Annotated in this window: 23 protein-coding genes; 17 read left to right on the top strand and 6 right to left on the bottom strand. The window is 72.8% G+C overall.

The features are described from left to right. The first annotated feature begins 51 nt into the window (after positions 1–51). The 3 genes from OIE51_RS03090 (at position 52) to OIE51_RS03080 (ending at position 5,572) form a co-directional block, all read left to right on the top strand. Complete coding sequence (locus OIE51_RS03090) at positions 52–2,502, top strand: Tex family protein (RefSeq protein WP_326595324.1); 2,451 nt, start codon at positions 52–54, stop codon at positions 2,500–2,502. 199 nt (positions 2,503–2,701) lie between these two features. Further along, complete coding sequence (locus OIE51_RS03085) at positions 2,702–3,685, top strand: acyl-ACP desaturase (RefSeq protein ID WP_326595323.1); 984 nt, start codon at positions 2,702–2,704, stop codon at positions 3,683–3,685. Positions 3,686–3,961: 276 nt separating this feature from the next. Further along, a complete protein-coding gene (locus OIE51_RS03080; protein ID WP_326595322.1) occupies positions 3,962–5,572 on the top strand; it encodes an ABC-F family ATP-binding cassette domain-containing protein in 1,611 nt (536 codons plus the stop codon). Positions 5,573–5,634: 62 nt separating this feature from the next. Here the strand turns inward: OIE51_RS03080 and OIE51_RS03075 are convergent, their stop codons facing one another. After that, positions 5,635–7,401: an ABC transporter ATP-binding protein gene (locus OIE51_RS03075; protein ID WP_326595320.1), complete on the bottom strand. Its 1,767-nt coding sequence runs from the start codon at positions 7,399–7,401 to the stop codon at positions 5,635–5,637. Positions 7,402–7,947: 546 nt separating this feature from the next. On the opposite strand from OIE51_RS03075, the gene OIE51_RS03070 reads away from it, so the two are divergent. Then, positions 7,948–8,397 (top strand): ATP-binding protein, encoded by a 450-nt coding sequence (locus OIE51_RS03070; protein ID WP_326595319.1) that lies wholly within the window; start codon positions 7,948–7,950, stop codon positions 8,395–8,397. A 37-nt stretch (positions 8,398–8,434) separates the two neighbouring features. Here the strand turns inward: OIE51_RS03070 and idi are convergent, their stop codons facing one another. From idi to galE, 3 genes are all read right to left on the bottom strand, one after another. Continuing rightward, on the bottom strand, positions 8,435–9,004 hold the full coding sequence (idi, locus tag OIE51_RS03065; RefSeq protein WP_326595317.1) for an isopentenyl-diphosphate Delta-isomerase: 570 nt from the start codon (positions 9,002–9,004) through the stop codon (positions 8,435–8,437). Between the two features lie 51 nt (positions 9,005–9,055). Beyond that, positions 9,056–10,054 carry a cation diffusion facilitator family transporter gene (locus OIE51_RS03060; RefSeq protein WP_326595316.1) on the bottom strand — a complete coding sequence of 333 codons (999 nt, stop codon included), beginning with the start codon at positions 10,052–10,054 and terminating at the stop codon, positions 9,056–9,058. A 165-nt stretch (positions 10,055–10,219) separates the two neighbouring features. Then, positions 10,220–11,212: a UDP-glucose 4-epimerase GalE gene (gene galE / locus OIE51_RS03055; RefSeq protein WP_326595315.1), complete on the bottom strand. Its 993-nt coding sequence runs from the start codon at positions 11,210–11,212 to the stop codon at positions 10,220–10,222. A gap of 224 nt (positions 11,213–11,436) precedes the next feature. Between galE and OIE51_RS03050 the strand changes: the two genes are divergently transcribed. The 11 genes from OIE51_RS03050 (at position 11,437) to OIE51_RS03000 (ending at position 22,967) form a co-directional block, all read left to right on the top strand. Beyond that, entirely contained in the window at positions 11,437–13,287 is a 1,851-nt protein-coding gene (locus OIE51_RS03050; protein WP_326600475.1) for a DUF5941 domain-containing protein, read from the top strand. Continuing rightward, positions 13,284–14,033 carry a phosphocholine cytidylyltransferase family protein gene (locus OIE51_RS03045; RefSeq protein ID WP_326595314.1) on the top strand — a complete coding sequence of 250 codons (750 nt, stop codon included), beginning with the start codon at positions 13,284–13,286 and terminating at the stop codon, positions 14,031–14,033. Before OIE51_RS03050 ends, OIE51_RS03045 begins: the two co-directional genes overlap by 4 nt. Beyond that, positions 14,021–15,082: an iron-containing alcohol dehydrogenase family protein gene (locus tag OIE51_RS03040; RefSeq protein WP_326595312.1), complete on the top strand. Its 1,062-nt coding sequence runs from the start codon at positions 14,021–14,023 to the stop codon at positions 15,080–15,082. The genes OIE51_RS03045 and OIE51_RS03040 overlap by 13 nt, the downstream gene beginning before the upstream one ends. Next, positions 15,060–15,845, top strand: coding sequence for a CDP-alcohol phosphatidyltransferase family protein (locus OIE51_RS03035; RefSeq protein WP_326595310.1), 786 nt, complete (start codon positions 15,060–15,062; stop codon positions 15,843–15,845). Before OIE51_RS03040 ends, OIE51_RS03035 begins: the two co-directional genes overlap by 23 nt. Before the next feature lie 47 nt (positions 15,846–15,892). Further along, positions 15,893–16,738: a glycosyltransferase family 2 protein gene (locus tag OIE51_RS03030; RefSeq protein WP_326600473.1), complete on the top strand. Its 846-nt coding sequence runs from the start codon at positions 15,893–15,895 to the stop codon at positions 16,736–16,738. A gap of 80 nt (positions 16,739–16,818) precedes the next feature. Beyond that, the gene (locus tag OIE51_RS03025) at positions 16,819–17,733 is read left to right on the top strand and encodes an ABC transporter permease (RefSeq protein WP_326595308.1); all 915 of its coding nucleotides are present in this window, start codon (positions 16,819–16,821) and stop codon (positions 17,731–17,733) included. Then, complete coding sequence (locus OIE51_RS03020; protein ID WP_326595306.1) at positions 17,726–18,520, top strand: ABC transporter ATP-binding protein; 795 nt, start codon at positions 17,726–17,728, stop codon at positions 18,518–18,520. The genes OIE51_RS03025 and OIE51_RS03020 overlap by 8 nt, the downstream gene beginning before the upstream one ends. A gap of 107 nt (positions 18,521–18,627) precedes the next feature. Then, positions 18,628–19,542: a squalene synthase HpnC gene (gene hpnC / locus OIE51_RS03015; protein ID WP_326595304.1), complete on the top strand. Its 915-nt coding sequence runs from the start codon at positions 18,628–18,630 to the stop codon at positions 19,540–19,542. A gap of 10 nt (positions 19,543–19,552) precedes the next feature. Further along, on the top strand, positions 19,553–20,482 hold the full coding sequence (gene hpnD, locus OIE51_RS03010) for a presqualene diphosphate synthase HpnD (RefSeq protein WP_326595302.1): 930 nt from the start codon (positions 19,553–19,555) through the stop codon (positions 20,480–20,482). Next, positions 20,479–21,909 (top strand): hydroxysqualene dehydroxylase HpnE, encoded by a 1,431-nt coding sequence (hpnE, locus tag OIE51_RS03005; protein WP_326595300.1) that lies wholly within the window; start codon positions 20,479–20,481, stop codon positions 21,907–21,909. Before hpnD ends, hpnE begins: the two co-directional genes overlap by 4 nt. Continuing rightward, on the top strand, positions 21,906–22,967 hold the full coding sequence (locus OIE51_RS03000; protein WP_326595299.1) for a polyprenyl synthetase family protein: 1,062 nt from the start codon (positions 21,906–21,908) through the stop codon (positions 22,965–22,967). Before hpnE ends, OIE51_RS03000 begins: the two co-directional genes overlap by 4 nt. 34 nt (positions 22,968–23,001) lie before the next feature. On the opposite strand, the gene OIE51_RS02995 is transcribed toward OIE51_RS03000, so the two are convergent. After that, positions 23,002–23,811: a tyrosine-protein phosphatase gene (locus tag OIE51_RS02995; RefSeq protein WP_326595298.1), complete on the bottom strand. Its 810-nt coding sequence runs from the start codon at positions 23,809–23,811 to the stop codon at positions 23,002–23,004. A gap of 85 nt (positions 23,812–23,896) precedes the next feature. Next, positions 23,897–25,312: a cytochrome P450 gene (locus OIE51_RS02990; RefSeq protein WP_326595297.1), complete on the bottom strand. Its 1,416-nt coding sequence runs from the start codon at positions 25,310–25,312 to the stop codon at positions 23,897–23,899. Positions 25,313–25,401: 89 nt separating this feature from the next. Between OIE51_RS02990 and OIE51_RS02985 the strand changes: the two genes are divergently transcribed. Further along, complete coding sequence (locus tag OIE51_RS02985; RefSeq protein ID WP_326595295.1) at positions 25,402–26,010, top strand: TetR/AcrR family transcriptional regulator; 609 nt, start codon at positions 25,402–25,404, stop codon at positions 26,008–26,010. Positions 26,011–26,122: 112 nt separating this feature from the next. Beyond that, entirely contained in the window at positions 26,123–26,296 is a 174-nt protein-coding gene (locus tag OIE51_RS02980) for a hypothetical protein (RefSeq protein WP_442811850.1), read from the top strand. The last annotated feature ends 157 nt before the right edge of the window (positions 26,297–26,453 follow it).

The following is a 26,453-nucleotide window of genomic DNA, read 5'->3' as shown; positions in this document are numbered from 1 at the left end:
CCAGAATGCACAGCGCGGCGCAGAGGGCGCCGGGAAAGCGGAGCGTTGATCGTGACACAGTCCGTCGCAGGCCAGTCCATCGAAGGCAGGATCGCCGAGGAGCTGGGCGTCAGGGAGGGGCAGGTGCGGGCGGCCGTCGGTCTCCTCGACGGCGGCTCCACGGTCCCGTTCATCGCCCGCTACCGCAAGGAGGCCACCGGCACCCTGGACGACGGGCAGTTGCGCGCCATCGAGGAGCGGCTGCGGTATCTGCGGGAGCTGGAGGAGCGGCGCCAGGCGATCCTGGAGTCCGTCCGGGGCCAGGGCAAGCTGGACGACGCCCTGGAGGCCACCATCCGCGAGGCCGACACCAAGGCCCGGCTGGAGGACATCTACCTGCCGTTCAAGCCCAAGCGGCGCACCAAGGCGCAGATCGCCCGCGAGGCGGGCCTTGAGCCGCTGGCCGACGGCCTGCTCGCGGACCCGTCCGTCGCCCCGACGGCCGCGGCCGTGGCCTTCGTCGACGAGGCCAGGGGCGTCCCGGACGCCGAGGCGGCCCTCCAGGGCGCCCGCGCCATCCTCACCGAGCGGTTCGGGGAGGACGCCGATCTGCTGGGCGAGCTGCGTGCGCGGATGTGGACCCGGGGCCGCCTGGTCTCGAAGGTGCGCGAGGGCAAGGAGACCGAGGGCGCCAAGTTCGCGGACTACTTCGACTTCTCCGAGCCGTTCACCGAGCTGCCCTCGCACCGGGTGCTCGCGATGTTCCGGGGGGAGAAGGAGGATGTCCTCGACCTGACCCTGGAGCCGGAGGAGCCCGCCGACGAGACCGCCCCGGCCGGGCCGTCGTCGTTCGAGCCGATCATCGCCCGCCGCTTCGGCATCGAGCACCGCGGCCGTCCGGCCGACGCCTGGCTCGCCGAGACCGTCCGCTGGGCCTGGCGCACCCGCCTGCTGGTGCACCTCGGCATCGACCTGCGCACCCGGCTGCGGACGACGGCCGAGGACGACGCGGTCGGCGTCTTCGCGGCGAACCTCCGGGATCTGCTCCTCGCCGCCCCGGCCGGCACCCGGCCGACCATGGGCCTGGACCCGGGGCTGCGGACCGGGGTGAAGGTCGCCGTCGTGGACGCCACCGGCAAGGTGGCCGCCACCGCCACCGTCTACCCGCACGTCCCGCAGCGGCGCTGGGACGAGGCCCTGGCCACGCTGGCCGCGCTCGCCCGCGAGCACCGGGTGGAGCTGATCGCCATCGGCAACGGCACGGCCTCCCGGGAGACCGACAAGCTGGCCGGCGAGCTGGTCGCGAAGCTCCCCGAGCTGAATCTCACCAGGATGGTGGTCTCCGAGGCCGGCGCCTCGGTGTACTCGGCGTCGGCCTTCGCCGCCCAGGAGCTGCCCGGCATGGACGTCTCGCTGCGCGGCGCGGTCTCCATCGCGCGCAGGCTGCAGGACCCGCTGGCCGAGCTGGTGAAGATCGACCCCCGGTCCATCGGCGTCGGCCAGTACCAGCACGACCTGTCCGAGGTGAAGCTCTCCCGCTCCCTGGACGCGGTGGTCGAGGACTGCGTCAACGGCGTGGGCGTCGACGTGAACACCGCCTCGGCGCCGCTGCTGGCCCGCGTCTCCGGCATCGGCGGCACCCTGGCGGAGAACATCGTGGCCCACCGCGACGCCAACGGCCCCTTCCGCGGCCGGAGCGCGCTCAAGCAGGTGCCCCGGCTCGGCCCCAAGGCGTTCGAACAGTGCGCCGGCTTCCTGCGCGTCCGCGGCGGCGACGACCCGCTGGACGCCTCCGCCGTGCACCCCGAGGCGTATCCCGTCGTGCGCCGCATCGTCGGCTCCACCGGCGCCGACATCCCCTCGCTCCTCGGCAACGCCACCGCGCTGCGCGCCCTGAAGCCGACCGACTTCGTGGACGACACCTTCGGCCTGCCGACCGTCACCGACATCTTCCGGGAGCTGGAGAAGCCGGGCCGCGACCCGCGCCCGGCGTTCCGGACGGCCCGCTTCATGGACGGCGTGGAGACGATCGGGGACCTGGCGCCCGGGATGGTCCTGGAGGGCGTCGTCTCCAATGTCGCGGCCTTCGGCGCCTTCGTGGACGTCGGCGTCCACCAGGACGGTCTGGTCCATGTCTCGGCCATGTCCAAGAAGTTCGTCGCGGACCCGCGCGAGGTGGTCAAGCCGGGTGACATCGTGAAGGTCAAGGTGATGGACGTCGACGTGCCGCGCAAGCGGATCTCCCTGACACTGCGGCTGGACGAGGAGCCGGGCGCCGGCGGCGGCCGGCCGCGGGACCGGGAGGAGCGCGGCGCCCGGGGTGGTGGCGGTGGCGGTGGCGGTGGTGGTGGCGGCGGTGGCGGCGGTGGCGCCCCCAGGCAGCGTGACCGGCGCGGTGGGCGGCGCGACGAGGGAGCGGGCCGGGCCGGTGCCCGGCGCGGCGACGGCCCGCCCGTCAACAGCGCGATGGCCGATGCCCTCCGCCGTGCGGGGCTGGTCGACAAGGGACGCGGAAAAAAGTGACATTCCACCGCGAAACCCCCTGTCATTACCCCGTTTGGCGCCGTGTTCGGCCCGCGTCGGCGACCGGAGCCGGCCCGGTTCCGGTCGCCGACGCGCGTGATTTCGGCCGGTGATCCTTGCCAGACCGGCGAGTAACAACTTACGGTGCCGTAACCTACGGTCTCGTAGGTAGAACCGTCCGCCGACGCCAGGAGAACTCGTGACCCTCAGCCCCATCCCCGTCGCCAAACAGGAGGAGTGGACCGACGCGCGCCTGATCTACGCCCTGGAAGAGGTCGTCGAGCGCGAGCTCAACCGGCACTTGGCGACCGTGAAGGACTGGATGCCGCACGAGTACGTGCCGTGGAGCGACGGACGGAACTTCGACGGCCCGATGGGTGGCGAGGCGTGGTCCCCCGAGCAGTCCAAGGTCAGCGACATCGGCAGGACCGCCCTGGTCGTCAACCTGCTGACGGAGGACAACCTTCCGAGCTACCACCACGAGATCGCCACCATCTTCGGCCGCGAGGGCGCCTGGGGCACCTGGGTGCACCGCTGGACCGCCGAGGAGGGCCGGCACGGCATCGTCATGCGGGACTACCTGCTGACCACCCGCGCCGTCGACCCGGTCCAGCTGGAGAACTTCCGCATGGCGCACATGTCGGAGGGCTTCGAGTCGGACAACTCCCACTCCATGCTGCACTCTGTGGCCTATGTCGCCTTCCAGGAGCTGGCCACCCGTATATCGCACCGGAACACCGGCCGTGAGTCGGGCGACCCGGTGTGCGACCGCATGCTCGCGCGCATCGCCACCGACGAGAACCTGCATATGGTCTTCTACCGGAACCTGCTGCGGGCCGCCTTCGAGCTGGCTCCCGACCAGACGATGAAGGCCGTCCGCGACGTCGTGATCGGCTTCCGCATGCCGGGCCACGGGATGCCGGGCTTCGAGCGGGCCGCCGCCCGCATGGCGATCGGCGGCATCTACAACCTGCGCATCCACTACGAGGACGTGCTCCAGCCGGTGCTGCGGTTCCTGCGCACCCTGGAGCTCGGCGGCCTCGGTCCCGAGGGCCTCAAGGCCCAGGAGGAGCTGGGGATGTTCATGGAGGGGCTCGACAGCGAGGCCCGCGTCTTCGAGGAGCGTCTCGCGGCCCGCCGCGCCCGCGTCGCCGCCCGCACCACGCGGAACGCCGCCGGCTAGCCCCCGCCGGGGCCCGGGAGGAGGAGAATCCCGGTTGCCCCGGCGGGAGCACCGCCCTACCGTTGCTTCCGGTCCTGTAGCCGTCCGTTGGGAGAGGCCGTTGTTCATCTGAGGTCGCGGACACCGTGAGCCCGCCGGTGGTGCGTTCGAGTCGTTTCCGACTCCGCATCCGGCCGCGGCACACGGACGACCTCGGAGGTGAACGGCTGCCTTCCCGGCCCGGCCCGGTGTCCGCACGTGTCGTCGTCATCCGTCACGCGCAGACCGGAGGCCCGCATGGCCGCTTCTTCCACCCCGTCCGTCACCTGTGACCGTCTGACCTTCTCCTGGCCGGACGGCACGCCCCTCTTCGACGGCCTCGACCTCGCCGTCGGCCCCGGACGCACCGGGCTGATCGGCCTCAACGGCACGGGCAAGTCCGCCCTGCTGAAGCTGATCGCGGGCGAGCTGACTCCCGCCTCCGGCACGGTGCGCGTCGCCGGGGACATCGGCTACCTGCCGCAGAACCTGGCCCTCGACACCACCCGCCGCGTCGACCAGGTGCTGGGCGTCGACCGGATCCGCGCCGCCCTGCACGCCATCGAGGCCGGCGACCCCGACGAGGCGCACTTCGCGGTGGTCGGCGAGGACTGGGACATCGAGGAGCGCACCCGCGCCACCCTCGACCAGCTCGGTCTCGACGGCGTCGGCCTGGACCGCACCGTCGGCGAGGTCTCCGGCGGCGAGACCGTGCTGCTGCGGCTGGCCGCGCTGCTGCTGCGCCGGCCCGGGGTGCTGCTGCTCGACGAGCCGACCAACAACCTCGATCTGCGCGCCCGGCAGCGGCTGTACGCGGCCGTCTCCGCCTGGCAGGGGGTGCTGGTCGTGGTCAGCCACGACCGGGAGCTGCTGGAGCGGGTCGACCACATCGCGGATCTGCGGGCGGGCGAGGTGCGCTGGTTCGGCGGCACGCTCTCGGCCTACGAGGAGGCGCTCGCCGTCGAGCAGGATGCCGCCGAACGGATGGTCCGGGTCGCCGAGGCCGATGTGCGGCGGCAGAAGCGCGAGCTGGTCGAGGCGCACGGCAAGCTCGCCGACCGCCGGCGCGTCGCCAGGAAGGCGTACGACACCAAACGCGTGCCGCGCATCGTGGCCAACTCGCGCCGGAGCATGGCGCAGGAGTCCGCGGGCAAGCACCGTCAGCTGCACGAGGAGCGCCTCGGGCGGGCCAGGGAGCGACTGGCGGAGGCCGAGCGCGCGGTCCGGGAGGACGACGAGATCCGCGTCGACCTGCCGTACACCGAGGTGCCGCCGCGCCGCCGGGTGCTCAGCCTCCGCTCGGCGCGGGTCCGTTACGGGGCCGGGGCGACGCTGGAGGTCCTCGGGCCCGAGCGGATCGCCCTGGTCGGCCGCAACGGCGCGGGCAAGTCCACGCTGCTCAGCACGGTCGCCGGGGAGCTGGCACCGGTCAGTGGGGAGGTGCTCGCCCATGTGCCGTTGCGCTACCTGCCGCAGCGTCTGGACATCCTCGACGAATCGCTGAGCGTCCTGGACAACGTGCGGCGGATGGCGCCCGGCTCCTCCCAGCAGGCGATCCGGGCCCAGCTCGCGCGCTTCCTGTTCCGCAAGGAGCGCCCGGACCAGCCGGTGGCCACGCTTTCCGGCGGCGAGCGGTTCCGCGCGTCGCTGGCCGCGCTGATGCTGGCCGAGCCGGCCCCCCAGCTCCTGCTGCTGGACGAGCCGACGAACAACCTGGATCTGGCCGGCGTCCGCCGGCTCACCTCGGCGCTGGCCGCCTACCGGGGCGCGCTCGTGGTCGCCAGCCACGATGTGCCGTTCCTGCGCGGGCTCGGCATCACCCGGTGGCTGCTGCTGGACGGCGAGCTGACCGAGTCCGAGCCGCTGTGACGCCCGGTCGCGGCGCGGGGCCGCCGCGGCGCCGCCGGAGCGCGGGGCTCCCGCGGCGCCGCTCAGGTCATCTGGGTCGACTGGAGACGGGCATACGCCCCGCCGCGCTCGACCAGCTCCTCGTGGCTGCCGATCTCGGAGATCCGGCCGTGGTCCAGCACCACGATGCGGTCGGCGCCGCGCACCGTGGAGAGCCGGTGGGCGACCACGAAGACGGTGCGCCCGCGCATCAGGCGGTCCATCGCCTCCTGGACCAGCGCCTCGGAGCGGGTGTCCAGCGCCGAGGTCGCCTCGTCGAGCACCAGGATGCGCGGGTCGCGGATCAGCGCGCGGGCGATCGCGATGCGCTGCCGCTGGCCGCCGGAGAGCCGCGCGCCGCGCTCGCCGACCACGGTGTCCAGGCCGTTGGGGAGCCGGTCGACGAACTCCAGGGCGTTGGCGTCCCGCAGGGCTTCCCGCACGGCCTGGATGTCGATGTCGCTCATCCCGTAGCCCACGTTCTCCCGGATGGACCCCTCGAAGAGCACCGACTCCTGCGGCACCACGGACAGGAACCGGCGGTAGCTGCGCAGGTCGAGGGTGCTCATGTCGACGCCGTCCAGCAGGATGCGGCCGGAGGCCGGGCGGATGAAGCCGATGAGCAGGTTGAGGATGGTGGACTTGCCGGCACCCGAGGCGCCCACCAGGGCGACGGTCTCGCCGGGCGGCACGGAGAGGCGGAAGTCGGTGACGGCGGCGGCGCCCTCGCCGTCGTACCGGAAGGTCACCGACTCGAAGTCGACCCGGCCCTGCACAGTGCGGACCTCGGCCTTGCCGGCGTTGACCTCCAGGTCGGGGGCCTGCAGGACCTCACCCGCGGAGCGGACCGATTCGAGCCCCTTGCTGATGATCGGGGTCAGGCCCATCAGCATGGTCATGGAGCCGGTCAGGGTGGTGAAGAAGGTGCTGAGCATCACCACGTCGCCCGGGGTGATCGGCAGCCACGCGTAGTAGGAGACGAGGGCCGCGCCGGCCAGGAAGCCGATGCCGATGGCGTTGAGCAGGATCCAGGCCAGCGCGCCGAAGTGCCCGTTGAGCAGGTCCAGTCGTATGCCCGCGGTGAGCACCTGGCGCAGCGATCCGTCGATCCGGCCCAGGGCGGTGCGCTCCAGGCCGTGGGCCCGGGTGACCGGGATCAGTGTCGTCATCTCACCGACGCGGGTGGACAGTTGCTCCACCTGGCGTCGGAAGTGCTCGTTGTGCCTGCGCAGTCGGCCGCGCAGTCGGCGCACCAGGAACGAGGCGGCGGGCACCACCAGCACGAAGGCCGGCAGCGCCGCCGGGACCCGCACCGCGATGACGGCGAGCCCCCCGAGGAGCGTGATGACGGCGGCCAGCCCGGTGTCCGCACTCTGCTGGGCGGACACCTCGATGTTCTCCACGTCGCGGATCACCTTGGTCTGCAGGGCGCTCGCGCTGATCCGGGCGTGGTAGCCGATCGACAGCTCCTGCATCCGGCGGCACAGCGCCGAGCGGAGCGCGGTGCCGACGCGGCGGACGCTGCCGTGCATGCAGCGCACGTAGAGCAGGTGGGTGGGGTAGTTCAGCATCAGGACGACCAGCAGCATGAGGGTGTTGGCGCCGAGCTCCGAGATGGGGCGCTGCTCGACGACGATGTCGATGATGTTCGCGGTGACCAGGGGGAGCAGCCAGACGGGGCTGTGCTTGACGATGAACGCCAAGACGGAGACCAGGAGTCTCCACCGGTCGTCCCTGAAGAGGTAGGCGAGGGTCCGCACCGGGTGTTCCCCCTGGTAGCGATGCTCCAGGGGACCTTGCGGAAGAGCCATGGCAGGAGCACTCCAACGTCCAGGGGATTCGGTCGGGATGACCTTGCCCCTGAAGCCACTCGAACACTCTCCGAAATGTCGAGAGCAAGCGGGCTCGTCCCTTTTCCTTCTGGTTCGGGGTAATTCATATACATGGTGATAGTAACCATGTATGGCGCCGAGCCGTTGGGAAAGGCCGAGGTGGAGCCCCGCAGCGGTCCGATTTCTCAACTTGCGTATATTCGCGCCACAGAGGCGCGGTGCGATCCGGCGCTTACGCCAGGGCGGCAGTCCGCCGCGCGTTCGCAACGGTGCGCCTCGCCCGGTCGGGTGACGGTGTCGCCGCCGGCCGGGGGGCCGCGTGGGTGGGGCGGGCCGGGGGGCCGGTCGGGGATCGGTCGAAAAGCTACCTGCTATGAAGCTAGGCGATCGGGGTACGCCTTATATGTGCTGAGTTGTGCTCTCTAGGTCGTGTCGCGGTGGCACATGCCAACACTCGGATGAGTGCAAGACCGAGCGAGCGAGGAAGAGTGGTGTCGAACCATGGACGCGCGAGCAAGTGCCTTGATGCAAACCGATGTCGACGGCGGGCCGATTCGTCCGGCGGCCTGGCGACTCACCGCGGGGCCGACGGACGCCGCCGTTCCCCGCATCCGGCACGCGGTGCGTGATCTCGTCGTCAGACACCGGGCCCCGCTGTCCGGCGACTTGCTCCACGGCGCCCTGCTGATCGTCTCCGAGCTGGTCACCAACGCCGTCCGGCACGCCGCCCTGCTCACCCCCGAGATCGGCGTCGACGTCGTCCTGGGCCTCCGTTCCCTGCGGCTGGCGGTCGAGGACGGACACCCCTACCGGCCCAAGGCGCTGGAGCCGGTCCCCGAGCGCGAACAGCTGGGCGGGCGCGGGCTGCTGCTGGTGAGGGCGATCGCCCTGGAGACGGGCGGCGACTGCGGAGTCGAACGCACCGCGTCGGGCGGCAAGGTGGTCTGGGCGACGCTCCCCTTCGACCGGGTCTGAGAACGGGGAACGACGGGCTCCACCCGGCCGCGGGGGCTCACCAGCCGGCCGCGGCCCCCGTCGTCTCCCTGATCGCCGGCCGCGCCGCCTCCAGCACGGTCGGGAACCACGCGGAGAACGTGCCCCGGTCCCGCAGGTCGGCCAGCTCCGCGGGGGAGACGAAGGCGACCTCGGCGACCTCCACCGGGTCCGGCCGCGGCGGTGCGTTCACCAGCCCGGTGAAGAGATGGTTGTACTCCTGCTCGATCAACCCCGAGGCGGGATCCGGGTGGCTGTAGCGGACGGTGCCGGCCTCCCGCAGCAGCGCGGGCGCGACCCCCAGCTCCTCGGCCGTGCGCCGGGCGGCGGCCAGGAACGGCGGCTCACCGGGATACGGGTGGCCGCAGCAGGTGTTCGACCAGACGCCGGGGGAGTGGTACTTGTCGACGGCGCGCCGCTGGAGCAGCAGCCGTCCGCTCGCGTCGAAGAGGAAGACGGAGAAGGCCCGGTGCAGTCTCCCCGGGGCGCGGTGCGCGGACAGCTTCTCGGCGGTGCCGATCGTCCGGCCGCCCTCGTCCACCAGCTCCAGCATGATCGGGTCCGCCGCGACGGCCGCACTGTGGGGCATGTCCACCCTTTCCCTGGCCTCCTCCTGGTCCTTCCCGGGTGCGTACGGCCGTTATCCGGACGTCCGGGACGTGCTCCGACCAGTCTGCCCCACCGGACCGGCCGGAGGGCCGTCGCACAGACCCGGTTCGTGCGCCGCGTGGCCCGACGGCTCCAGCTGGAAGGTGCAGTGCGCCACCGCGAAGTGCGACCCGAGGCACCCCTGGAGGCTGTGGAGCATCCGCTCGTGCCCCACCGCGTCCAGCTCCTCCCGGCTCACCACCACGTGCGCGGACAGCACCGGCATCCCCGAGGTGATGGTCCACACGTGCAGGTCGTGCAGGTCCTCCACCCCGGGCAGACCGAGGATGTGTGCCTTGACCTCGGCTATCCGCACGTTCTTCGGCGCGGCCTCCAGCAGCACGTCGAGCGCCTCGCGGGCCAGCTGGACCGTCCGGGGCACGATCAGCAGCGCGATCAGCAGCGAGGCGGCCGGGTCCGCGCCCTGCCAGCCCGTCGCCATGATGGTCAGGGCCGCCGCCACCACCGCGAGCGAGCCGAGCGCGTCGGCGGCGACCTCCAGGAACGCCGCGCGCACGTTGAGGCTCTCCCGCTGCCCGCGCATCAGCAGCGCGAGGGAGATCCCGTTGAGGATCAGGCCGAACAGACCGAAGAGCACCGTCTGCCCGCCCGGCACCTCGGCCGGGTCGCGCAGCCGCTCGATCGCCTCGAACAGGATGTAGCCGCCGACTCCGAGCAGGAGCAGGCAGTTCGCCAGCGCGGCCAGGATCTCCAGCCGGGCATACCCGAAGGTCCGGCGGTCACCGGCGGCGGCGGGCCGGTTCGCCACATGGATCGCGGCCAGTGCCATGGCGATCCCGACGACGTCCGTCGCGACATGCCCGGCGTCCGCCAGCAGCGCGAGGGAGCCGGTGGCCGCCGCGCCCGCGATCTCGGCGGCCAGCAGCACGCAGGCCAGTATCAGGGCGGTCCGCAGCCGTCCCCGGTGAGCGGCGCCCGCCGTGCCGTGACCGGCTGGTGGCGACCCGTGGTGGTGATGTCCGGTACCCATGATGGCCCCTGTCTTTCTCGTCGACAGTCCACAGTCAACTACGGGTGGGGGGTATAGGGCAACGCGGCACTGAACACCGTTGTCATGTGCTCTGACCTGGGCGTTCGGCGTCCGGAGCGGCGCCGGCGGTGGCGGCCGGTGTGACGTGCGGCGTTGGCCGGACGGCTACCTTCCGGGGTGCCGCAGCCGCCAGCCCTCCCAGGCCGAGGAAACCATCTCGCGCAGGTCCCGGCGGGCCGTGAAGCCCAGCCGCTCCCGGGCCAGCCGAGCCGAGGCGACCACCCGGGCCGGATCGCCTGGGCGGCGCCCGGCGACCTCGGCGGCCGGCTCCCGCACGCCGGTGATCCCGGCGACCATCGCGGCCACCTCCCGGACCGACGCCCCGGTGCCGGTGCCGATGTTGAGCGTGAGGTCGTCGCCCTCGCCGGGCGCGGGCGCCGGGCGCTCCGCCAGGTGCCGGGCCGCCGCGAGATGGGCCTCGGCGAGATCCGCCACGTGCACGTAGTCCCGCACGCAGGTGCCGTCGGGGGTCGGATAGTCGTCGCCGAAGATGACCGGGGCCTCGCCGCCGGAGATCCGCTCGAAGAACATCGGGATGATGTTGGCCGCCCCGGTGTCGGCCAGCTCGGGGGCCGCCGCGCCCGCCACGTTGAAGTACCGCAGGCAGACCGTGGCGATGCCGTGCGCCCGCCCGGCCGCCCGGACCAGCCACTCACCGGCCAGCTTGGTCTCCCCGTAGGGGTTCATGGGGTGGCAGGGCGTCTCCTCGGTCACGGTGTCGGTGTCCGGCATCCCGTAGACGGCGGCGGAGGAGGACAGCACGAAGCGCCGCACCCGGGCGGCGGCCACCGCCTCCAGCAGCACGGTCAGGCCGTGCACGTTCTCCCGGTAGTAGGTCAGCGGCTCGGCCACCGACTCCGCGACCCGCTTCTTCGCCGCCAGGTGCACCACCCCGGTGACGCCGTGCGCGGCCAGGGTCCCGTCCAGCAGCCCCCGGTCCAGCACCGAGGCGGTCACCAGCGGGACGTCCGGGGCCAGCCGCGCGGCGAAGCCGGTGGAGAGGTCGTCCAGCACCACCACCCGCTCGCCCGCGCCCCTCATCGCCCGCACGACGTGCGCCCCTATGTACCCGGCGCCGCCGGTGATCAGCCAGCTCATGGCGGCAGCCTAACCGCTTCCCCGGGAACGGCCGTTGCTTGTCGTAACGGTTCGATCGCATTCGGTCGTATCGGCTAGGGTGGCGCCTTCCCGATATGTCCGCCCCCGGAGATGAACCCCGGGTTTCCTGATGCCAACGCCATTCTTGCCGTGGAGTGGTCATCAGATAATCTCTGCCGACGTGCAGCCGCAGTGACGGGTTCCGCCCCGAGGAGTGAATCACCCTGTCGACCGCCATTCTCACCGGTCCGCCCCCACCCGGGTCGTCGCTTGAGGGCGACCTGCGCGGGCTGGGATTCTCCGTCCGGGTGGCCGATGACAGCGCCGGTCCCTCGGCCGCGCTCGCGGACATCCCGGCCGGGGAGCGGGTCGCTCTCGTCGACCCCCGCTTCGTGGGCCACCGCCACAGCCTGCGGCTCGGCCTGACCGACCCCCGCTTCGGCGCCTCGGCCGTACCCGGTGCCGTCGCCGTGCTTCCGGACGAGCGCGGCGTGTTGGCCGCCGCCCTGGCCCCCGCCGCGAGCGCCGCGAGCGCCGCGCCCGCGTCGGCGTCGGCGTCCACGAGCCGGTCCGTCGCCGCGCCGCCGGCCACCGGCTGCCTGCCCGACCGCGTCGCCGCGCGCCTCGAAGCGGCCGGCACGCCCGTCCACCGCCCGGACCTCGGCCCCCTGGTGGCCACCGTCCCGGCCGACGCGGCCGAACGCGAGCGGGCCGCCGAAGCCGTCGCCGCCGTGGACGACGAGGACTACCGGCTGCGCACCGCCGTCAAGTCCCGCGACGGGTTCTTCACCACCCACTTCGTCAGCCCCTACTCCCGCTATCTGGCACGCTGGTGCGCCCGCCGGGGCCTCACCCCCAACCAGGTCACCACCGCCTCGCTGATCACCGCGCTGATCGCGGCCGGCTGCGCCGCCACCGGCACCCGCGCCGGATTCGTGGCCGCCGCGCTGCTGCTGCTCGGCTCCTTCGTGCTCGACTGCGCCGACGGCCAGCTCGCCCGCTACGCCCTGCGGTACTCGACCCTCGGCGCCTGGCTCGACGCGACGTTCGACCGGGCCAAGGAGTACGCCTTCTACGCCGGGCTCGCCCTCGGCGCGGCGCGCGGCGGCGACGACGTCTGGGCGCTGGCCCTGGGCGCGATGGTCCTCCAGACCACCCGGCACATCGTGGACTTCGCCTTCAACGAGGCCCACCCGCCGGCCCCCGGCGCCGCCTCGCCGGGCGCCACCGCCCTCTCCGGCCGGCTGGACCGGATCGGCTGGACCGTCTGGCTGCGGCGCATGATCGTGCTGCCCATCGGAGAGCGCTGGGCCCTGATCGCCGTCCTCACCGCGGTCACCACGCCCCGCGTCACGTTCACCGTGCTGCTCGCCGCCAGCGGGTTCGCCGCCTGCTACACCACAGCCGGACGCCTGCTGCGCTCCCGGCGGCTGCGCGGCGGCGGGGAGCGGGGCGCCGCCGCGCTCGCCGGGCTGGCCGACAGCGGACCGTTCGCGCACGCCGTGGCCGGCGCGCGCCCGCGCCCGGCCGGCGGCCGTCTCACCGCGCCGCTGTGGGCCCTGGCCGGGACCGCCGCGCTGGTCGGCGTCCTGCTCGCCACCGCCGGCGACACCCGCTGGTACGGCGTCGCCGCGGCGGCGTGCTACGCGGTGTGCGCGGGGCGGGCGATCGCGGCGCCCCTGGAGCGGCCGTTCGACTGGGTGCTGCCGCCGCTGTTCCGCTGCGGCGAGTACCTGACCGTTCTGGTCCTCGCCGCCCACAGCGGAGTGAACGGGGCGTTGCCCGCGGCTTTCTTTCTGGTGGCCGCTTGTGCCTACCATCATTACGACACGGTGTACCGCCTCCGCGGCGGTGCCGGGGCGCCCCCCCGTCGGCTGGTCCTGGCCACCGGCGGTCACGAGGGGCGCGTCCTGGCGGTCACCGCCGCCGCCCTCTGGGCGACCGGGCATGGCTTCACCACCGCGCTCGCGGTCCTTGGCGGGGCCCTGGCGCTCCTGGTGCTGGGGGAGAGCATCCGTTTCTGGATCTCGTCCCAGGCACCGGCCGTACACGACGAAACAGGAGAACCCGCATGATCGGCCTCATCCTGGCCGCGGGCGCCGGACGGCGTCTACGCCCCTACACCGACACCCTGCCCAAAGCCCTGGTGCCGGTCGTCACCTCGGAGGGCGAGGACACCAAAACCGTCCTCGACCTCACGCTGGCGAACTTCGCCGAGGTGGGTCTGGCGGAGGCCGCGATCGTCGTCGGCTACCGCAAGGAAGCGGTGTACGAGCGCAAGGAGGCGCTGGAGCGCCGCTACGGCGTCCGCCTCACCCTCGTCGAGAACGACAAGGCCGAGGAGTGGAACAACGCCTACTCCCTGTGGTGCGCCCGCGACGTCATCGCCGAGGGCGTCATCCTCGCCAATGGCGACACCGTGCACCCGGTCTCCGTCGAGCAGACCCTGCTGGCCGCCCGGGGACAGGGCCCGATCATCCTCGCCCTGGACGCCGTCAAGCGCCTGGCCGATGAGGAGATGAAGGTCGTCGCCGACCCGGAGAAGGGCGTCCAGCGCATCACCAAGCTGATGGACCCGGCCGAGGCCACCGGTGAGTACATCGGCGTCACCCTCATCGAGTCCTCGGCCGCCGCCGAGCTGGCCGACGCGCTGCGCGTCACGTTCGAGCGCGACCCCCAGCTCTACTACGAGGACGGGTACCAGGAGCTCGTCGACCGCGGCTTCCGCGTCGACACCGCGCCCATCGGCGACGTGAGCTGGGTCGAGATCGACAACCACGACGACCTCGCCCGGGGACGGGAGATCGCGTGCCGGTACTGACCCGCCTCATCCCGTCCCCCGTCTCGGTCGACATCACCGCCGGGGCCCTGGACAACCTGGCGGGGCTCCTGGCCGACCAGCGCATCTCGTCCTCGGGGCGGCTGGCCGTCGCCATCAGCAACGGCTCGGGCGCCGCGCTGCGCGAGCGGCTGGCCCCGGCGCTGCCCGGGGCCGACTGGTACGAGGTCGCCGGTGGCAGCCTCGACGCCGCCGTGCAGCTCGCCGACGCGATGCGCTCCGGCCGCTACGACGCCGTGGTCGGCCTGGGCGGCGGCAAGATCATCGACGCCGCCAAGTACGCCGCCGCCCGCGTCGGCCTGCCGATGGTCGCCGTCGCGACCAACCTGGCCCACGACGGCATCTGCTCGCCGGTGTCCACCCTCGACAACGACGCCGGGCGCGGCTCCTACGGCGTGCCCACGCCCATCGCGCTGGTCGTCGACCTCGACGTGATCCGCCGGGCGCCGGTCCGGTACGTCCGCTCCGGCATCGGGGACGCCATCTCCAACATCTCCGCCATCGCGGACTGGGAGCTGTCGCACCGGGAGACCGGCGAGCAGATCGACGGCCTGGCCGCGGCGATGGCCCGGCAGGCCGGCGAGGCCGTGCTGCGCCACCCCGGCGGCTGCGGGGACGACCGCTTCCTGACCGTGCTCGCGGAGGCGCTGGTGCTCTCCGGGATCGCCATGTCGATCGCCGGGCACACCCGGCCGTCCTCCGGCGCCTGTCACGAGATCTCGCACGCGCTGGACCTGCTCCACCCCAAGCGGTCGGCGCCGCACGGCGAACAGGTGGGCCTGGGGGCCGCCTTCGCCATGCACCTGCGCGGGGAGCCCGACCAGTGCGGGCTGTTCGCCGACGTGCTGCGGCGGCACGGGCTGCCCGTGCTGCCCGACGACATCGGCTTCACCGCCGACGAGTTCGTGACGGCCGTCGCCTTCGCACCGCAGACCAGGCCGGGGCGCTACACCATCCTTGAGCACCTCGACCTGACCAACGACCAGATCAGGGACACCTACGCGGACTATGTCAAAACCATCGGTAGCTGAACTCCGGCCGGTCGTGCACCCGCCAGGGGTGAAGGACCGGCGCAGCGGAGAGCACTGGGCCGGGCGCCTGTACATGCGGGAGATCTCGCTGCGCTGGACCAGGCACCTGGTGTCCACCCGCATAACGCCCAACCAGCTCACGTACCTGATGGTCGTCGCCGGCGTCGCGGCCGGCGCGGCCCTGCTGGTTCCCGGGCCGGCCGGGGCACTGCTCGCCGCGCTCCTCATCCAGCTCTACCTGCTCCTGGACTGCGTGGACGGCGAGGTCGCGCGCTGGCGCGGCCAGACCTCCGTCACCGGCGTCTACCTGGACCGCGTCGGCCACTACCTGGCCGAGGCCGCGCTGCTCGTCGGCTTCGGCGTGCGGGCCGCCGACGTCTTCGCCGTCGAGGAGCCCGCGCCGAACTGGCTGTGGGCGTTCCTCGGCACGGTGGCGGCGCTCGGCGCCATCCTGATCAAGGCCGAGACCGACCTGGTCGACGTCGCGCGGACCCGCGGCGGGCTGTCCGCGGTGCGCGACGAGGCGGCCACGCCGCGCTCCCAGGGGCTGGCGCTGGCCCGCCGGGCCGCCGCGGCGCTGAAGTTCCACCGGCTGGTCGGCGGCGTCGAGGCGTCCCTGCTGATCCTGGCGGTGGCCGCGCTGGACGCGGTCGGGGGCGACCTGTTCTTCACGCGGCTCGGGGTGGTGGTGCTGGCGGCCGTCGCCGTGACGCAGACGCTGCTGCACCTGGTCTCCATCCTGGCGTCCAGCAGGCTACGGTGATCGCCGTGGAGACGGCGCGGCTCAAGCTCGGCGCGGTCATCCTGACCATGGGTGACCGCCCCAAGGAACTCACGGCGCTGCTGGACTCGGTCGCCGCGCAGGACGGGGCGCCGATCGAGGTGGTGGTGGTCGGCAACGGCGCCGAGCTGTCCGATCTGCCGGAGGGCGTGCGCAGCCTGGAGCTGCCGGAGAACGTCGGCATCCCGGGTGGCCGGAATGTGGGCATCGAGGCGTTCGGTCCCGGGGGCCGCGACGTCGACGTACTGCTGTTTCTGGACGACGACGGTCTGCTTCCGGACAAAGGTGCGGCCGAATTGATTCGCTCGGCGTTCGACGCGGATCCCCGGCTCGGCATCGTCAGCTTCCGCATCGCGGACCCGGACAGCGGTGTCACCCAGCGGCGTCATGTGCCCAGGCTGCGCGCCTCCGACCCGATGCGCTCGTCCCGGGTCACCACGTTCCTCGGTGGTGCCAACGCCGTGCGCACCCAGGTCTTCCAGCAGGTCGGCGGCCTGCCGGACACCTTCTTCTACGCCCACGAGGAGACGGATCTGGCCTGGCGGGCACTGGACGCGGGCTGGAACATCCACTATCGCGCCGATCTGCTCCTGCTCCACCCGGCCACCGCGCCGTCCCGGCACGCCGTCTACCACCGCATGGTCGCGCGGAACCGGGTGTGGCTGGCCCGCCGCAATCTGCCGCTGCCGCTGGTCCCCGTCTACCTCTCCGTCTGGCTGCTGCTGACCCTTCTGCGGCGACCTCCGCCGCCGGCCCTGAAGGCGTGGTTCGGCGGCTTCGCGGAGGGCTGGCGCACCCCATGCGGTCCGCGGAAGCCGATGCGTTGGCGTACGGTATGGCGCCTGACCCGGCTGGGACGACCTCCGGTCATCTGACAAGCTCGGGTCTGAGACCATCCAGGGGCCGCCCATCGCGGCTTCTTCCAGCCTGTGCCCTGTGAGGACGAATTTCAAAGGTGAGTGAGACCACGCACGACAGTGCGCCCACCCGTGAGGTGTCGCCGGCCGAACTGGCGGCGCTGCACGGACTGTCCGTCAGCGGTGCCCGGCCGTCACTGCTGGACTACGTGCGGCAGTTGTGGGGGCGCCGGTATTTCATAGTCGCCTTTTCCCAGGCGAAACTGACCGCGCAGTACAGCCAGGCGAAACTCGGCCAGCTGTGGCAGGTCTTCACCCCGCTTCTCAACGCCCTGGTCTACTTCCTGATCTTCGGGCTGCTGCTGGGCGGGCGGGGTGGGATGGAGAACGAGGAGTACATCCCCTTCCTGGTGACCGGGGTCTTCGTGTTCACCTTCACCCAGGCGTCGGTGCTCGCCGGGGTGAAATCCATCTCCGGCAACCTCGGCCTGGTCCGGGCGCTGCACTTCCCGCGGGCCTCGCTGCCCATCTCCTTCTCGCTCCAGCAACTCCAGCAGCTCCTCTACTCGATGGTCATCCTGCTGGTCGTGATGCTCGGCTTCCAGCACTGGCCGACGTGGACGTGGTTCCTGGTCGCCCCCGCCCTCGTGCTCCAGTTCGTCTTCAACGCCGGGCTCGCCATGCTCTTCGCCCGGTGGGGCAGCCACACCCCGGACCTCGTGCAGCTCATGCCGTTCGTCCTGCGCACCTGGATGTACGCCTCGGGCGTGATGTTCCCGCTCCGGTACATGGTCGAGCAAAGGGCGGACTGGCCGGACTGGGTGGCGGATATCCTGGAGGCCAATCCGGCCGCGGTGTACATGGACCTGATGCGGTTCTCGCTCATCGACGGCCCGTATCACGACACGATTCCGGCCAGCACCTGGCTGCTCGCCCTCGGCTGGGCGCTGGTCGCCGGGATCGGTGGCTTCGTGTACTTCTGGAAGGCGGAGGAGCGGTACGGCCGTGGCTGACAGGGACATCGCCCCCACAGCGGCGGATGACGGTCGGGTCCCGACCGTCATCGCCGATGATCTGCACATCGTCTACCGCGTCTACGGCGGGGGTGGCCGGGGAAACGCGACGGCCGCGCTGCGCCGCATCGTCCGCCGCGAGCCGTCCGCGCGGGTCCGTGAGGTGCACGCCGTGCGCGGCGTCAGCTTCGTCGCCTACCGCGGTGAGGCCATCGGCCTGATCGGCACCAACGGCTCGGGCAAGTCGACGCTGCTGCGTGCCATCGCCGGACTGCTGCCCGCCGAGCGCGGCCGGGTCTACACGGACGGCCAGCCCTCGCTGCTGGGCGTCAACGCCGCGCTGATGAACGACCTCACCGGCGAGCGCAACGTCATACTCGGCGGGCTCGCGATGGGCATGACCCGCGAGCAGATCCGGGAGCGCTACCAGAGCATCGTGGAGTTCTCCGGGATCAACGAGAAGGACGACTTCATCAGCCTCCCGATGCGGACCTACTCCTCGGGCATGCAGGCCAGGCTGCGGTTCGCCATCGCCGCCGCCAAGGACCACGACGTGCTGATGATCGACGAGGCGCTGGCGACCGGCGACAAGAAGTTCCAGCGGCGGTCGGAGGCCCGTATCCGCGAGATGCGCGGCGAGGCCGGCACGGTCTTCCTGGTCAGCCACAACAACAAGTCGATCAGGGACACCTGCGACCGGGTGCTGTGGCTGGAGAAGGGGGAGCTGGTCATGGACGGCTCCACCGACCAGGTGCTGAAGGCGTACGAGGAGGAGACCGGGAAGTAGGCGGACCGGACCAGTCACACCGCCCCGAACCGCGTGTCCGGGGCGGCGCTTATCTGATTGCAAGGTAGAAATACGAGTATGACGGCAATGGTGAGGGCGGGCCGCCCGTGCTGACCGCGCCCGAGGGGCGCCACGCGGAGGCGGTGCTGGCGAAGGCCGCGCACGAGAACTTCCCGGTCGCCCCCCGCTTCCTGCCCCGCGCCTGGCGCGACGATCTCATGGCCGTCTACGGCTTCGCCCGCCTCGTCGACGACATCGGCGACGGCGACCTCCCGCCCGGCGGCGCCGACGCCGTCCTGCTCGGGCTCGACCCCGCCCTCGCCGACGACCGGCTCGCCATGCTCGACGCGCTGGAGGCCGACCTGCGCCGCGTCTTCGCCGGCGGCACCGGCGGCACCCCGCCCCCGCCGCGCCACCCGCTGCTGCGCGGCCTTCTCCCGGCGGTGCGCCGCGCCGGGCTCACCCCCGCCCCGTTCCTCGCCCTCGTCGAGGCCAACCGTGTCGACCAGCGGATCCGCCGCTACGCCACCTTCGAGGAGCTGCTCGGCTACTGCGAGCTGTCCGCCAACCCGGTCGGCCGGCTCGTCCTCGCCCTCACCGGCACCGCCACCCCGGAGAGCGTCCGCCGCTCCGACGCCGTGTGCACGGCGCTGCAGATCATCGAGCACCTCCAGGATGTCGCCGAGGACCTCGCCCGGGACCGGATCTACCTCCCGGCCGACGCCATGCGCCGCTTCCGTGTCACCGAGTCCGACCTCGCCGCGCCCACCGCCAACGCCTCGGTGCGCACCCTGGTGGCACACCTGACCGACCGGGCACGTAGGCTGCTCGATGAGGGCGCGCCGCTGCTCGGCGCCGCTCCCGGGCGGCTGAGGCTGCTGCTGGCCGGGTTCGTCGGCGGCGGCAGGGCGGCGGCCCAGGCCATCGCCGACGCCGGGTACGACGTGCTGGCAGGGCCGCCCAGGGCGACCAGGGGCGGGCTGCTGTACGCGGCGACGACCACCCTGCTGAGAAGATCGTGAGCGGAAGCCCGTGACCAAGAGCCGACCGCTGCCGCCCCCCGTCGCCGCCGCGTACCGCTACTGCGGGACCGTCGCCGCCCTCAACTCGCGGAACTTCAGCTACGGTGTCCGGCTGCTGCCCGCCGGTAAGGTGCTCGCGCTGACGGCCGTGTACGCCTTCTCCCGGCGCGTGGACGACATCGGTGACGGGGGCCTGGACACCGGCGTCAAGGAGGCACGGCTGGCCGAGGCCCGCGCCCTGCTGGACCGGGTGCGCGCCGGGGCGGTCGACGAGGACGACACGGACCCCGTCGCCGTCGCCCTCGCCCACGCGGCCGGCTCCTTCCCCCTCCCGCTCGACGCCTTGGACGAGCTCATCGACGGCGTGCTGATGGATGTGCGCGGCACGGCCTACGAGACCTGGGAGGAGCTGCGCGTCTACTGCCGCCGCGTCGCCGGATCCATCGGCCGGATATCGCTCGGCGTCTTCGGTGTCGCGCCCGGCGCGCGCGACGCGGAGCGGGCCGCCGCCTACGCGGACACCCTCGGACTCGCCCTCCAGCTCACCAACATCCTCCGGGACATCCGCGAGGACGCCCTCAACGGCCGCACCTATCTGCCCGCCGAGGACCTGCGGAAGTTCGCCTGCGCCGAGGGCCCCGACCTGCTCGCGCCGGGTCCGGAGGCCGACTTCGCCGGGCTGGTGCGGTTCGAGGTCAGACGCGCCCACGAGCTGTTCGAGGAGGGCTTCCGCCTGCTGCCGCTCCTCGACCGCCGCTCGGCCGCCTGCGTCGCGGCCATGGCGGGCATCTACCACGGGCTGCTGGACCGCATCGCCCGGGACCCCGCCGCCGTGGCGCGCGGGCGGGTCACCCTGCCGCCCGCCCGGAAGGCGCTGGTCGCCGCCCGCGGCTTGAGCGGTGTCGACACCCGCCGGGCCGCCCGGCGGGTGAGACCGTGAACGCGGCGGCGGGGCCCGTCCGGACCGCCGTGGTCGTCGGCGGCGGACTCGCCGGGATCACCACCGCCCTCGACCTGGCCGACCGGGGCCACCGCGTCACCCTGGTCGAGACCCGGCCGCGCCTCGGCGGCCTGGCGTTCTCCTTCCGCCGCGATTCGCCCGTCGGCGCGCTCACCGTCGACAACGGCCAGCACGTCTATCTGCGCTGCTGCACCGCCTACCGGCGCTTCCTGGAGCGGATCGGCGGCGCCTCGCTGGCCCCGCTCCAGCCCCGCCTCGATGTCCCGGTGCTCGACCCGGGGACCGGGCGGCTCGGCCGCATCCGCCGCACCGCGCTGCCCGTCCCGCTGCACCTGGCGGCCTGCCTCGCCCGGTACCCGCACCTCTCGCCCGGCGAGCGGGCCGCCGCCGCGCGGGCCACGTTCGCGCTGCGCCGCCTCGACCCGGAGGACCCCGCGCTGGACGGCCAGGACTTCGGGAGCTGGCTGCGGCGGCACGGCCAGACCGACCGCGCCGTCGCCGCGCTGTGGGACCTGATCGGCGTGGCCACGCTCAACGCGCGCGCCGGCGACGTCTCCCTCGCGCTGGCCGCCATGATCTTCCGCACCGGGCTGCTGACCGAGCCGGGCGCGGCCGATATCGGAGTCCCCCGGGTGCCGCTCGGTGAGCTGCACGACACCCTGGCCCGTGCCGCCCTCGACCGCGCCGGGGTGACCACGCTGCTCGCCGCCAGGGCCGGGCGCCCCCGGCGGACCGGTGGCGGCTCCTGGCGGATCGGGGTGACCTCCCGGGGGGACCGGGACCGCCGCGAGCTGACCGCCGACGCCGTCGTCCTGGCGGTGCCGCAGGGACCGGCGCACCGGTTGCTGCCGGAGGGCGCGCTGGACGACTCCGGCCGGCTGCCCCGCATCGGCACCGCGCCGATCCTCAACGTGCACGTCGTGCTCGACCGGCGGGTGCTGCGCCGCCCCTTCTTCGCCGCGGTCGGCAGCCCCGTCCAGTGGGTCTTCGACCGCACCACCTCCTCCGGGCTCTCCGGCCTGCCCGGCGGCGGGCGCGCGCAGTACCTGGCGCTGTCGCAGTCGGCGGCGGGGGAGGAGATCCAGCTCCCGGCCGACGTGCTGCGCAAGCGGTATCTGCCCGAGCTGGCCCGGCTGCTGCCGCCTGTGGCCGGGGCGCGGGTCCTCGACTTCTTCGTCACCCGCGAACGGGCCGCCACGTTCGCCCCCGCGCCCGGCGTCGGCCGGCTGCGGCCGGGGACCGTCACCCGCGCCCCGGGCCTGTACCTGGCCGGCGCGTGGATCGCCACCGGGTGGCCCGCGACGATGGAGGGCGCGGTGCGCAGTGGCCTGGCCGCGGCCCGTGCGGCGGCCGGTGGCGGGCGGAGTCAGGCCCACAGTGACGAGCGACACGAGGAGAGTGTGTGAACACGGCACAGCCACTCAGCGACGGTGCCGTACCGGCACTGCTGGAACGGGCGCGGGCGCTGGCCGCGCCGGCCTTGCGCGCCGCGGTCGGCCGTCTGGCCCCGCCCATGGACACCGTGGCCGCGTACCACTTCGGCTGGATCGACGCCGAGGGCCGCCCGTCCGACAGCGACAGCGGGAAGGCGGTGCGCCCGGCGCTCGCCGTGCTGTCCGCCGAGGCGGCCGGCGCCCCGTCGGAGACCGGCATCCCGGGCGCCGTCGCGGTCGAGCTGGTGCACAACTTCTCACTGCTCCACGACGACCTCATGGACGGCGACGAGCAGCGCCGCCACCGGGACACCGTGTGGAAGGTGCACGGCCCGGCGCAGGCCATCCTCGTCGGGGACGCGCTCTTCGCGCTGGCCAACGAGGTGATCCTGGAGCCCGGCACGGTCGAGGCGGCCCGCGCGGCGCGGCGGCTCGCCGGCGCCAGCCGCAAGCTCGTCGACGGGCAGGCTCAGGACATCGCCTTCGAGCACCGCGAGCGGGTCAGCGTCGCGGAGTGCCTGGAGATGGAAGGCAACAAGACCGGGGCGCTGCTCGCCTGCGCCGCCTCGATCGGGGCCGTGCTCGGCGGGGCGGACGAGCGCCTGGCCGACACCCTGGAGCTCTTCGGCCACCATCTCGGTCTCGCCTTCCAGGCCGTGGACGACCTGCTGGGCATCTGGGGCGACCCGCGCAGCACGGGCAAGCTGACCTGGAGCGACCTGCGGCAGCGCAAGAAGTCGCTGCCGGTCGTCGCCGCGCTGGCCGCCGGGGGACCCGCCGCCGAGCGGCTGACCGCCCTGCTGACGGCCGACGCGAAGAAGAGTCAGCAGGAGTTCGACGACTTCGACGAGGTGGAGTTCGCCGTCCGGGCCGCGCTGATCGAGGAGGCCGGCGGGCGGGAATGGACCGCGGCGGAGGCGCGGCGGCAGTACGACGCGGCCGTCGCGGCGCTGCACGGCGTGGAGATGCCCGGGGCCGTCCGTGACCGGCTGACGGCCCTGGGCGACTTCGTCGTCGTCCGGCAGAAATGACGGCCGGGCACGCGCCCGGCGGTCGGCGGCCGGCTCAGTCGTCGGTCAGCAGCCCCGCGCGCAGCCGTTCCCGGTCGGCGGTGGTGAGGCCGAGTCCTTCGGTGAGGTAGCGCTCGGTGCCGCCCCACACCGCGTCGATCTCGTCGAACGCCGTCCGGAGATATTCGGCGCGGGCGTCGAACAACGGCGCGAGCAGCTCGGACACCTCCGCCGACAGCGCGGTCCCGCCGCCCTCGGTGTCCGCGCCGCGCCGTATCAGATACCGGCGGTGCGGCGCGTTGGACTTCAGGTAGTCGGCGGTGATGGCCTCGCGCTCCGCGCCGAGGGCCAGCAGGGTGACCGCGACGGTCAGTCCGGCCCGGTCCTTCCCGGCCGAGCAGTGCATCAGCACGGGCACGGCGCCGTCGGCCAGCGCGCGCACCACGCGGCCGTGCTCGGCGGTCCTGGTCCGGATGATCCAGCGGTAGGAGGCGATCATCCGGTCGACGGCCTGTCCCGCGTCCAGCGCGGCGCGCAGCTCGGTCAGGCTCCCGTCGCGGACCAGGGCCCAGAACTCGCCGCCGTCGGCCGGGTCGGTCAGCGGCAGGTTGACGTTGCGCACGCCGGGGAGGGCGACGTCCTGGCCCTCCAGGGCCTGGTCCGCCGAGTTGCGGAAGTCGAAGACCGTGTGCAGTCCGAGCGAGCTCAGGAACGCCTGATCGGCCTCCGTGGCGCGGGCCAGGTGGCCGCTGCGGTACAGCCGGCCGTGCGCGACCCGCCGCCCGTCCGCGGTGGGCAGGCCGCCCACGTCGCGGAAATTGCGTACTCCCGTCAACACCGACTCGGCGGACTGCTGCTGCGTCACGGGCTCTCCCTCCGTAGCGGCCACGATTCCAGGCCGACCATACGACAAGCCTCGTTGTAACAGTGCGGTCATCCCGGTCAACAATTCACCGGCGACGGCGGGAAAGCGTCAGCGTGAATCCCTCGGGCATGAGGGTGAGCCGTTCGACGACCTTCAGCCGGTAGTCCGCGTGGTCGTGCAGGTCGTAGCGGCGCAGCAGCATGCCGAGCACCAGCGTCGCCTCGTGCAGCGCGAACTGGCGGCCTATGCATGCCCGCTCGCCGGTGCCGAACGGCTTGAAGACGTGACCGGGCCTGGCCTTGACCCGCTCGGGCAGGAAGCGGTCCGGGTCGAAGCGCTCCGCGTCGTCGCCCCAGACGGACGGGTCCCGGTGCAGCACCGGGATCAGCACCACGGCCCAGGCGCCCGCCCGCATCGGATACCGCCCGCCCAGCACCGTGTCCTGGCGGGCGGCGCGGACGAAGCCCGGCGCGGTCGGCCACAGCCGCAGCGCCTCGTCCAGCACCCGGCGCACATAGCGCGCCTTGCTGACCTGCTCGTACGCCGGGACCTCGGCGTCGCCCCAGACCCGGTCCACCTCTTCCTGGGCGCGGGCCATCAGCTCCGGGTGCTTGGCCAGGTAGTAGAGGGCGAACGACAGGGCGCCCGAGGTCGTCTCGTGGCCGGCGATGAGGAAGGTGATGACCTGGTTGCGGATGTTGGCCACGTCCAGCCGGTCGCCCGTGCCGGGCTGGGCCGTGTTGAGCATCAGGCCGAGCAGGTCGTCGGTGCGGGTGTCCCCGACGGAGACGCGCTCCCGGATGATCTCGTCCACCACGGACGCCATGTACCCGGTATAGGTGGCGTTGCGCCGGTCGGCGCGGCGGGCCTGGAACCGGCCGATCACCGGGGCCGTCAGCACCCGCTGCTGCGCGGTGCGCAGGGCGCCGACCATCGCGGTGACGAACGGGTGCGGCTCGTCGCGCTCGAAGGACCCGAAGTCGTAGCCGAAGCCGGTGTTGCCGATGGTCTCCAGCGTCAGCTTGGTCATGTCGCTCGACACGTCCACGGGCGTGCCGCGGTCCGCCCGGGTGTCCCAGACGGTCATCAGCCGGGCGGCCATCTCCAGCATCGCCGGGTGGTATCGCCGCATCGACTCCCGGGTGAAGGCGGGGGCCAGGATGTCGTGCGCGCGCTGCCAGTTCGGCTCCTCGTCGTGGGCGGTGAACAGGCCGTCCCCGCCGACCGACCGCAGGCTCTCGACCCCCAGGACCACGCGCTTGGCGAACCGCGACTCGTCCACCAGCTCCGCGACCAGGTCGGCGCCGGAGACGATGACGATCTGCTGGCCGAAGATGTTCCGGTGGAAGATCGGACCCAGCTCGGCGGCCAGCCGCATCGAGCCCTGGACGGGCCGCTTCGGCGAGGTGACCAGGATGTCGCCCAGATAGGGGACCCGGAACCGGGGATGGGGGATCTCGGTGATCCCGGGCCAGGACACGGTCGCGGTCGCGCTCGCCATCACAGTGCTTCCCCTCCGGATGGTTCTATTGAATCGGGTTCAACAAAACCTTCGGTGCTCGCCGTATCGGTGTCAAGTAGTCTGTCGGGGTGACCGAGAAGGCCGTGCGGCAAGCTGGTGGCGGACGTGCCCGCACCCGGCTGGACACCGAGCGCCGTCGGGAGCAGTTGCTGAGGGTGGGCGTCCAGTTGTTCGCGGAGCGCCCCTACGAGGAAGTCTGGATCGAGCAGGTCGCCGAGCTCGCCAACGTCTCCCGCGGCCTGCTGTACCACTATTTCCCCACCAAACGGGACTTCTTCCTCGCGGTCGTCCGGCGTGAGGGCCAGCGCATCCTCGACATGACCGACACCGATCCCGGACTCCCCGCGAGCGAGCGGCTGATGGCCGGCCTCGACGTCTATCTGCGCTTCGCCGAGGAGCACTCCCAGGGCTACCGCGCCTTCCACCGCGCCATGGCCACCGGCGACCCCGAGATCCGCGCCATCTACCAGGAGCTGCTGAACGCCCAGGCCGCCCGCATCGTCGCCGCGCTGGAGTCGGCCCAGTCTCTGCGGCCCGACGCGCTGCGACTGGCCGTGCGCGGCTGGCTGTCGTTCGTCACCACGGTCTGCCTGGACTGGCTGGAGACCCGCAGGCTCGCCCGCGACGACGTCCGCGACCTGTGCGCCCGCGCTCTGCTGGGTGCCGTCGGCTCCTGACCGGCGGACGAGCTGGTGAGCCGCTGAACGGCGAACCGTTCCCCCGTCCCGCGCGCGAGATCCGGCTGCCCGGCGCCGCCCACCTGCCCGACCGCCCGCCGGACCGCGCACGGTGATGTCGCCGCGCGGCGGCGAGAACAACTCCGGCGGCGACGCGTTCGTCTTCGGCGGCATATCCCGCCTCGCCCACCACGGTGTCCCCCGCACCCTTGCCGGCGGCGGCCCGGCCGGCTTCGGACTCGACGGCCGGGTGAACGTCACCGTCCGCGCCTCCGGGCTCCGTTGACGCGCTCCCGCAGGTCAAGCCGACGGCCCGCGGTCAAAGTTTCCCGGCGTCCATTCACTCATTGGGAGGTGGCGAAGGGTGGCGAATGCCGGAACTATGCCCGTTCGCCTCGCTGTTGGCCCATAGCGTTGCCTTACGCACACTTGGCCCGCCTGAT

It is taken from the genome of Streptomyces sp. NBC_01803, from assembly GCF_035917415.1.
In the GTDB taxonomy this organism is placed as follows: Bacteria; Actinomycetota; Actinomycetes; order Streptomycetales; family Streptomycetaceae; genus Streptomyces.
The sequence above is the reverse complement of the archived record's forward strand: the minus strand, read 5'-3'. Positions and strand labels throughout refer to the sequence as shown.

Coding starts and splice junctions, on each gene's coding strand:
- OIE51_RS03075 (WP_326595320.1), bottom strand. CDS start 7,401: ATGGCTCTTCCGCAAGGTCCCCTGGAGCATCGCTACCAGGGGGAACAC.
- OIE51_RS03060 (WP_326595316.1), bottom strand. CDS start 10,054: ATGGGTACCGGACATCACCACCACGGGTCGCCACCAGCCGGTCACGGC.
- OIE51_RS03070 (WP_326595319.1), top strand. CDS start 7,948: ATGCAAACCGATGTCGACGGCGGGCCGATTCGTCCGGCGGCCTGGCGA.
- OIE51_RS03035 (WP_326595310.1), top strand. CDS start 15,060: ATGTCAAAACCATCGGTAGCTGAACTCCGGCCGGTCGTGCACCCGCCA.
- OIE51_RS02990 (WP_326595297.1), bottom strand. CDS start 25,312: ATGGCGAGCGCGACCGCGACCGTGTCCTGGCCCGGGATCACCGAGATC.
- idi (WP_326595317.1), bottom strand. CDS start 9,004: ATGCCCCACAGTGCGGCCGTCGCGGCGGACCCGATCATGCTGGAGCTG.
- OIE51_RS03080 (WP_326595322.1), top strand. CDS start 3,962: ATGGCCGCTTCTTCCACCCCGTCCGTCACCTGTGACCGTCTGACCTTC.
- galE (WP_326595315.1), bottom strand. CDS start 11,212: ATGAGCTGGCTGATCACCGGCGGCGCCGGGTACATAGGGGCGCACGTC.
- OIE51_RS03030 (WP_326600473.1), top strand. CDS start 15,893: ATGGGTGACCGCCCCAAGGAACTCACGGCGCTGCTGGACTCGGTCGCC.
- OIE51_RS03045 (WP_326595314.1), top strand. CDS start 13,284: ATGATCGGCCTCATCCTGGCCGCGGGCGCCGGACGGCGTCTACGCCCC.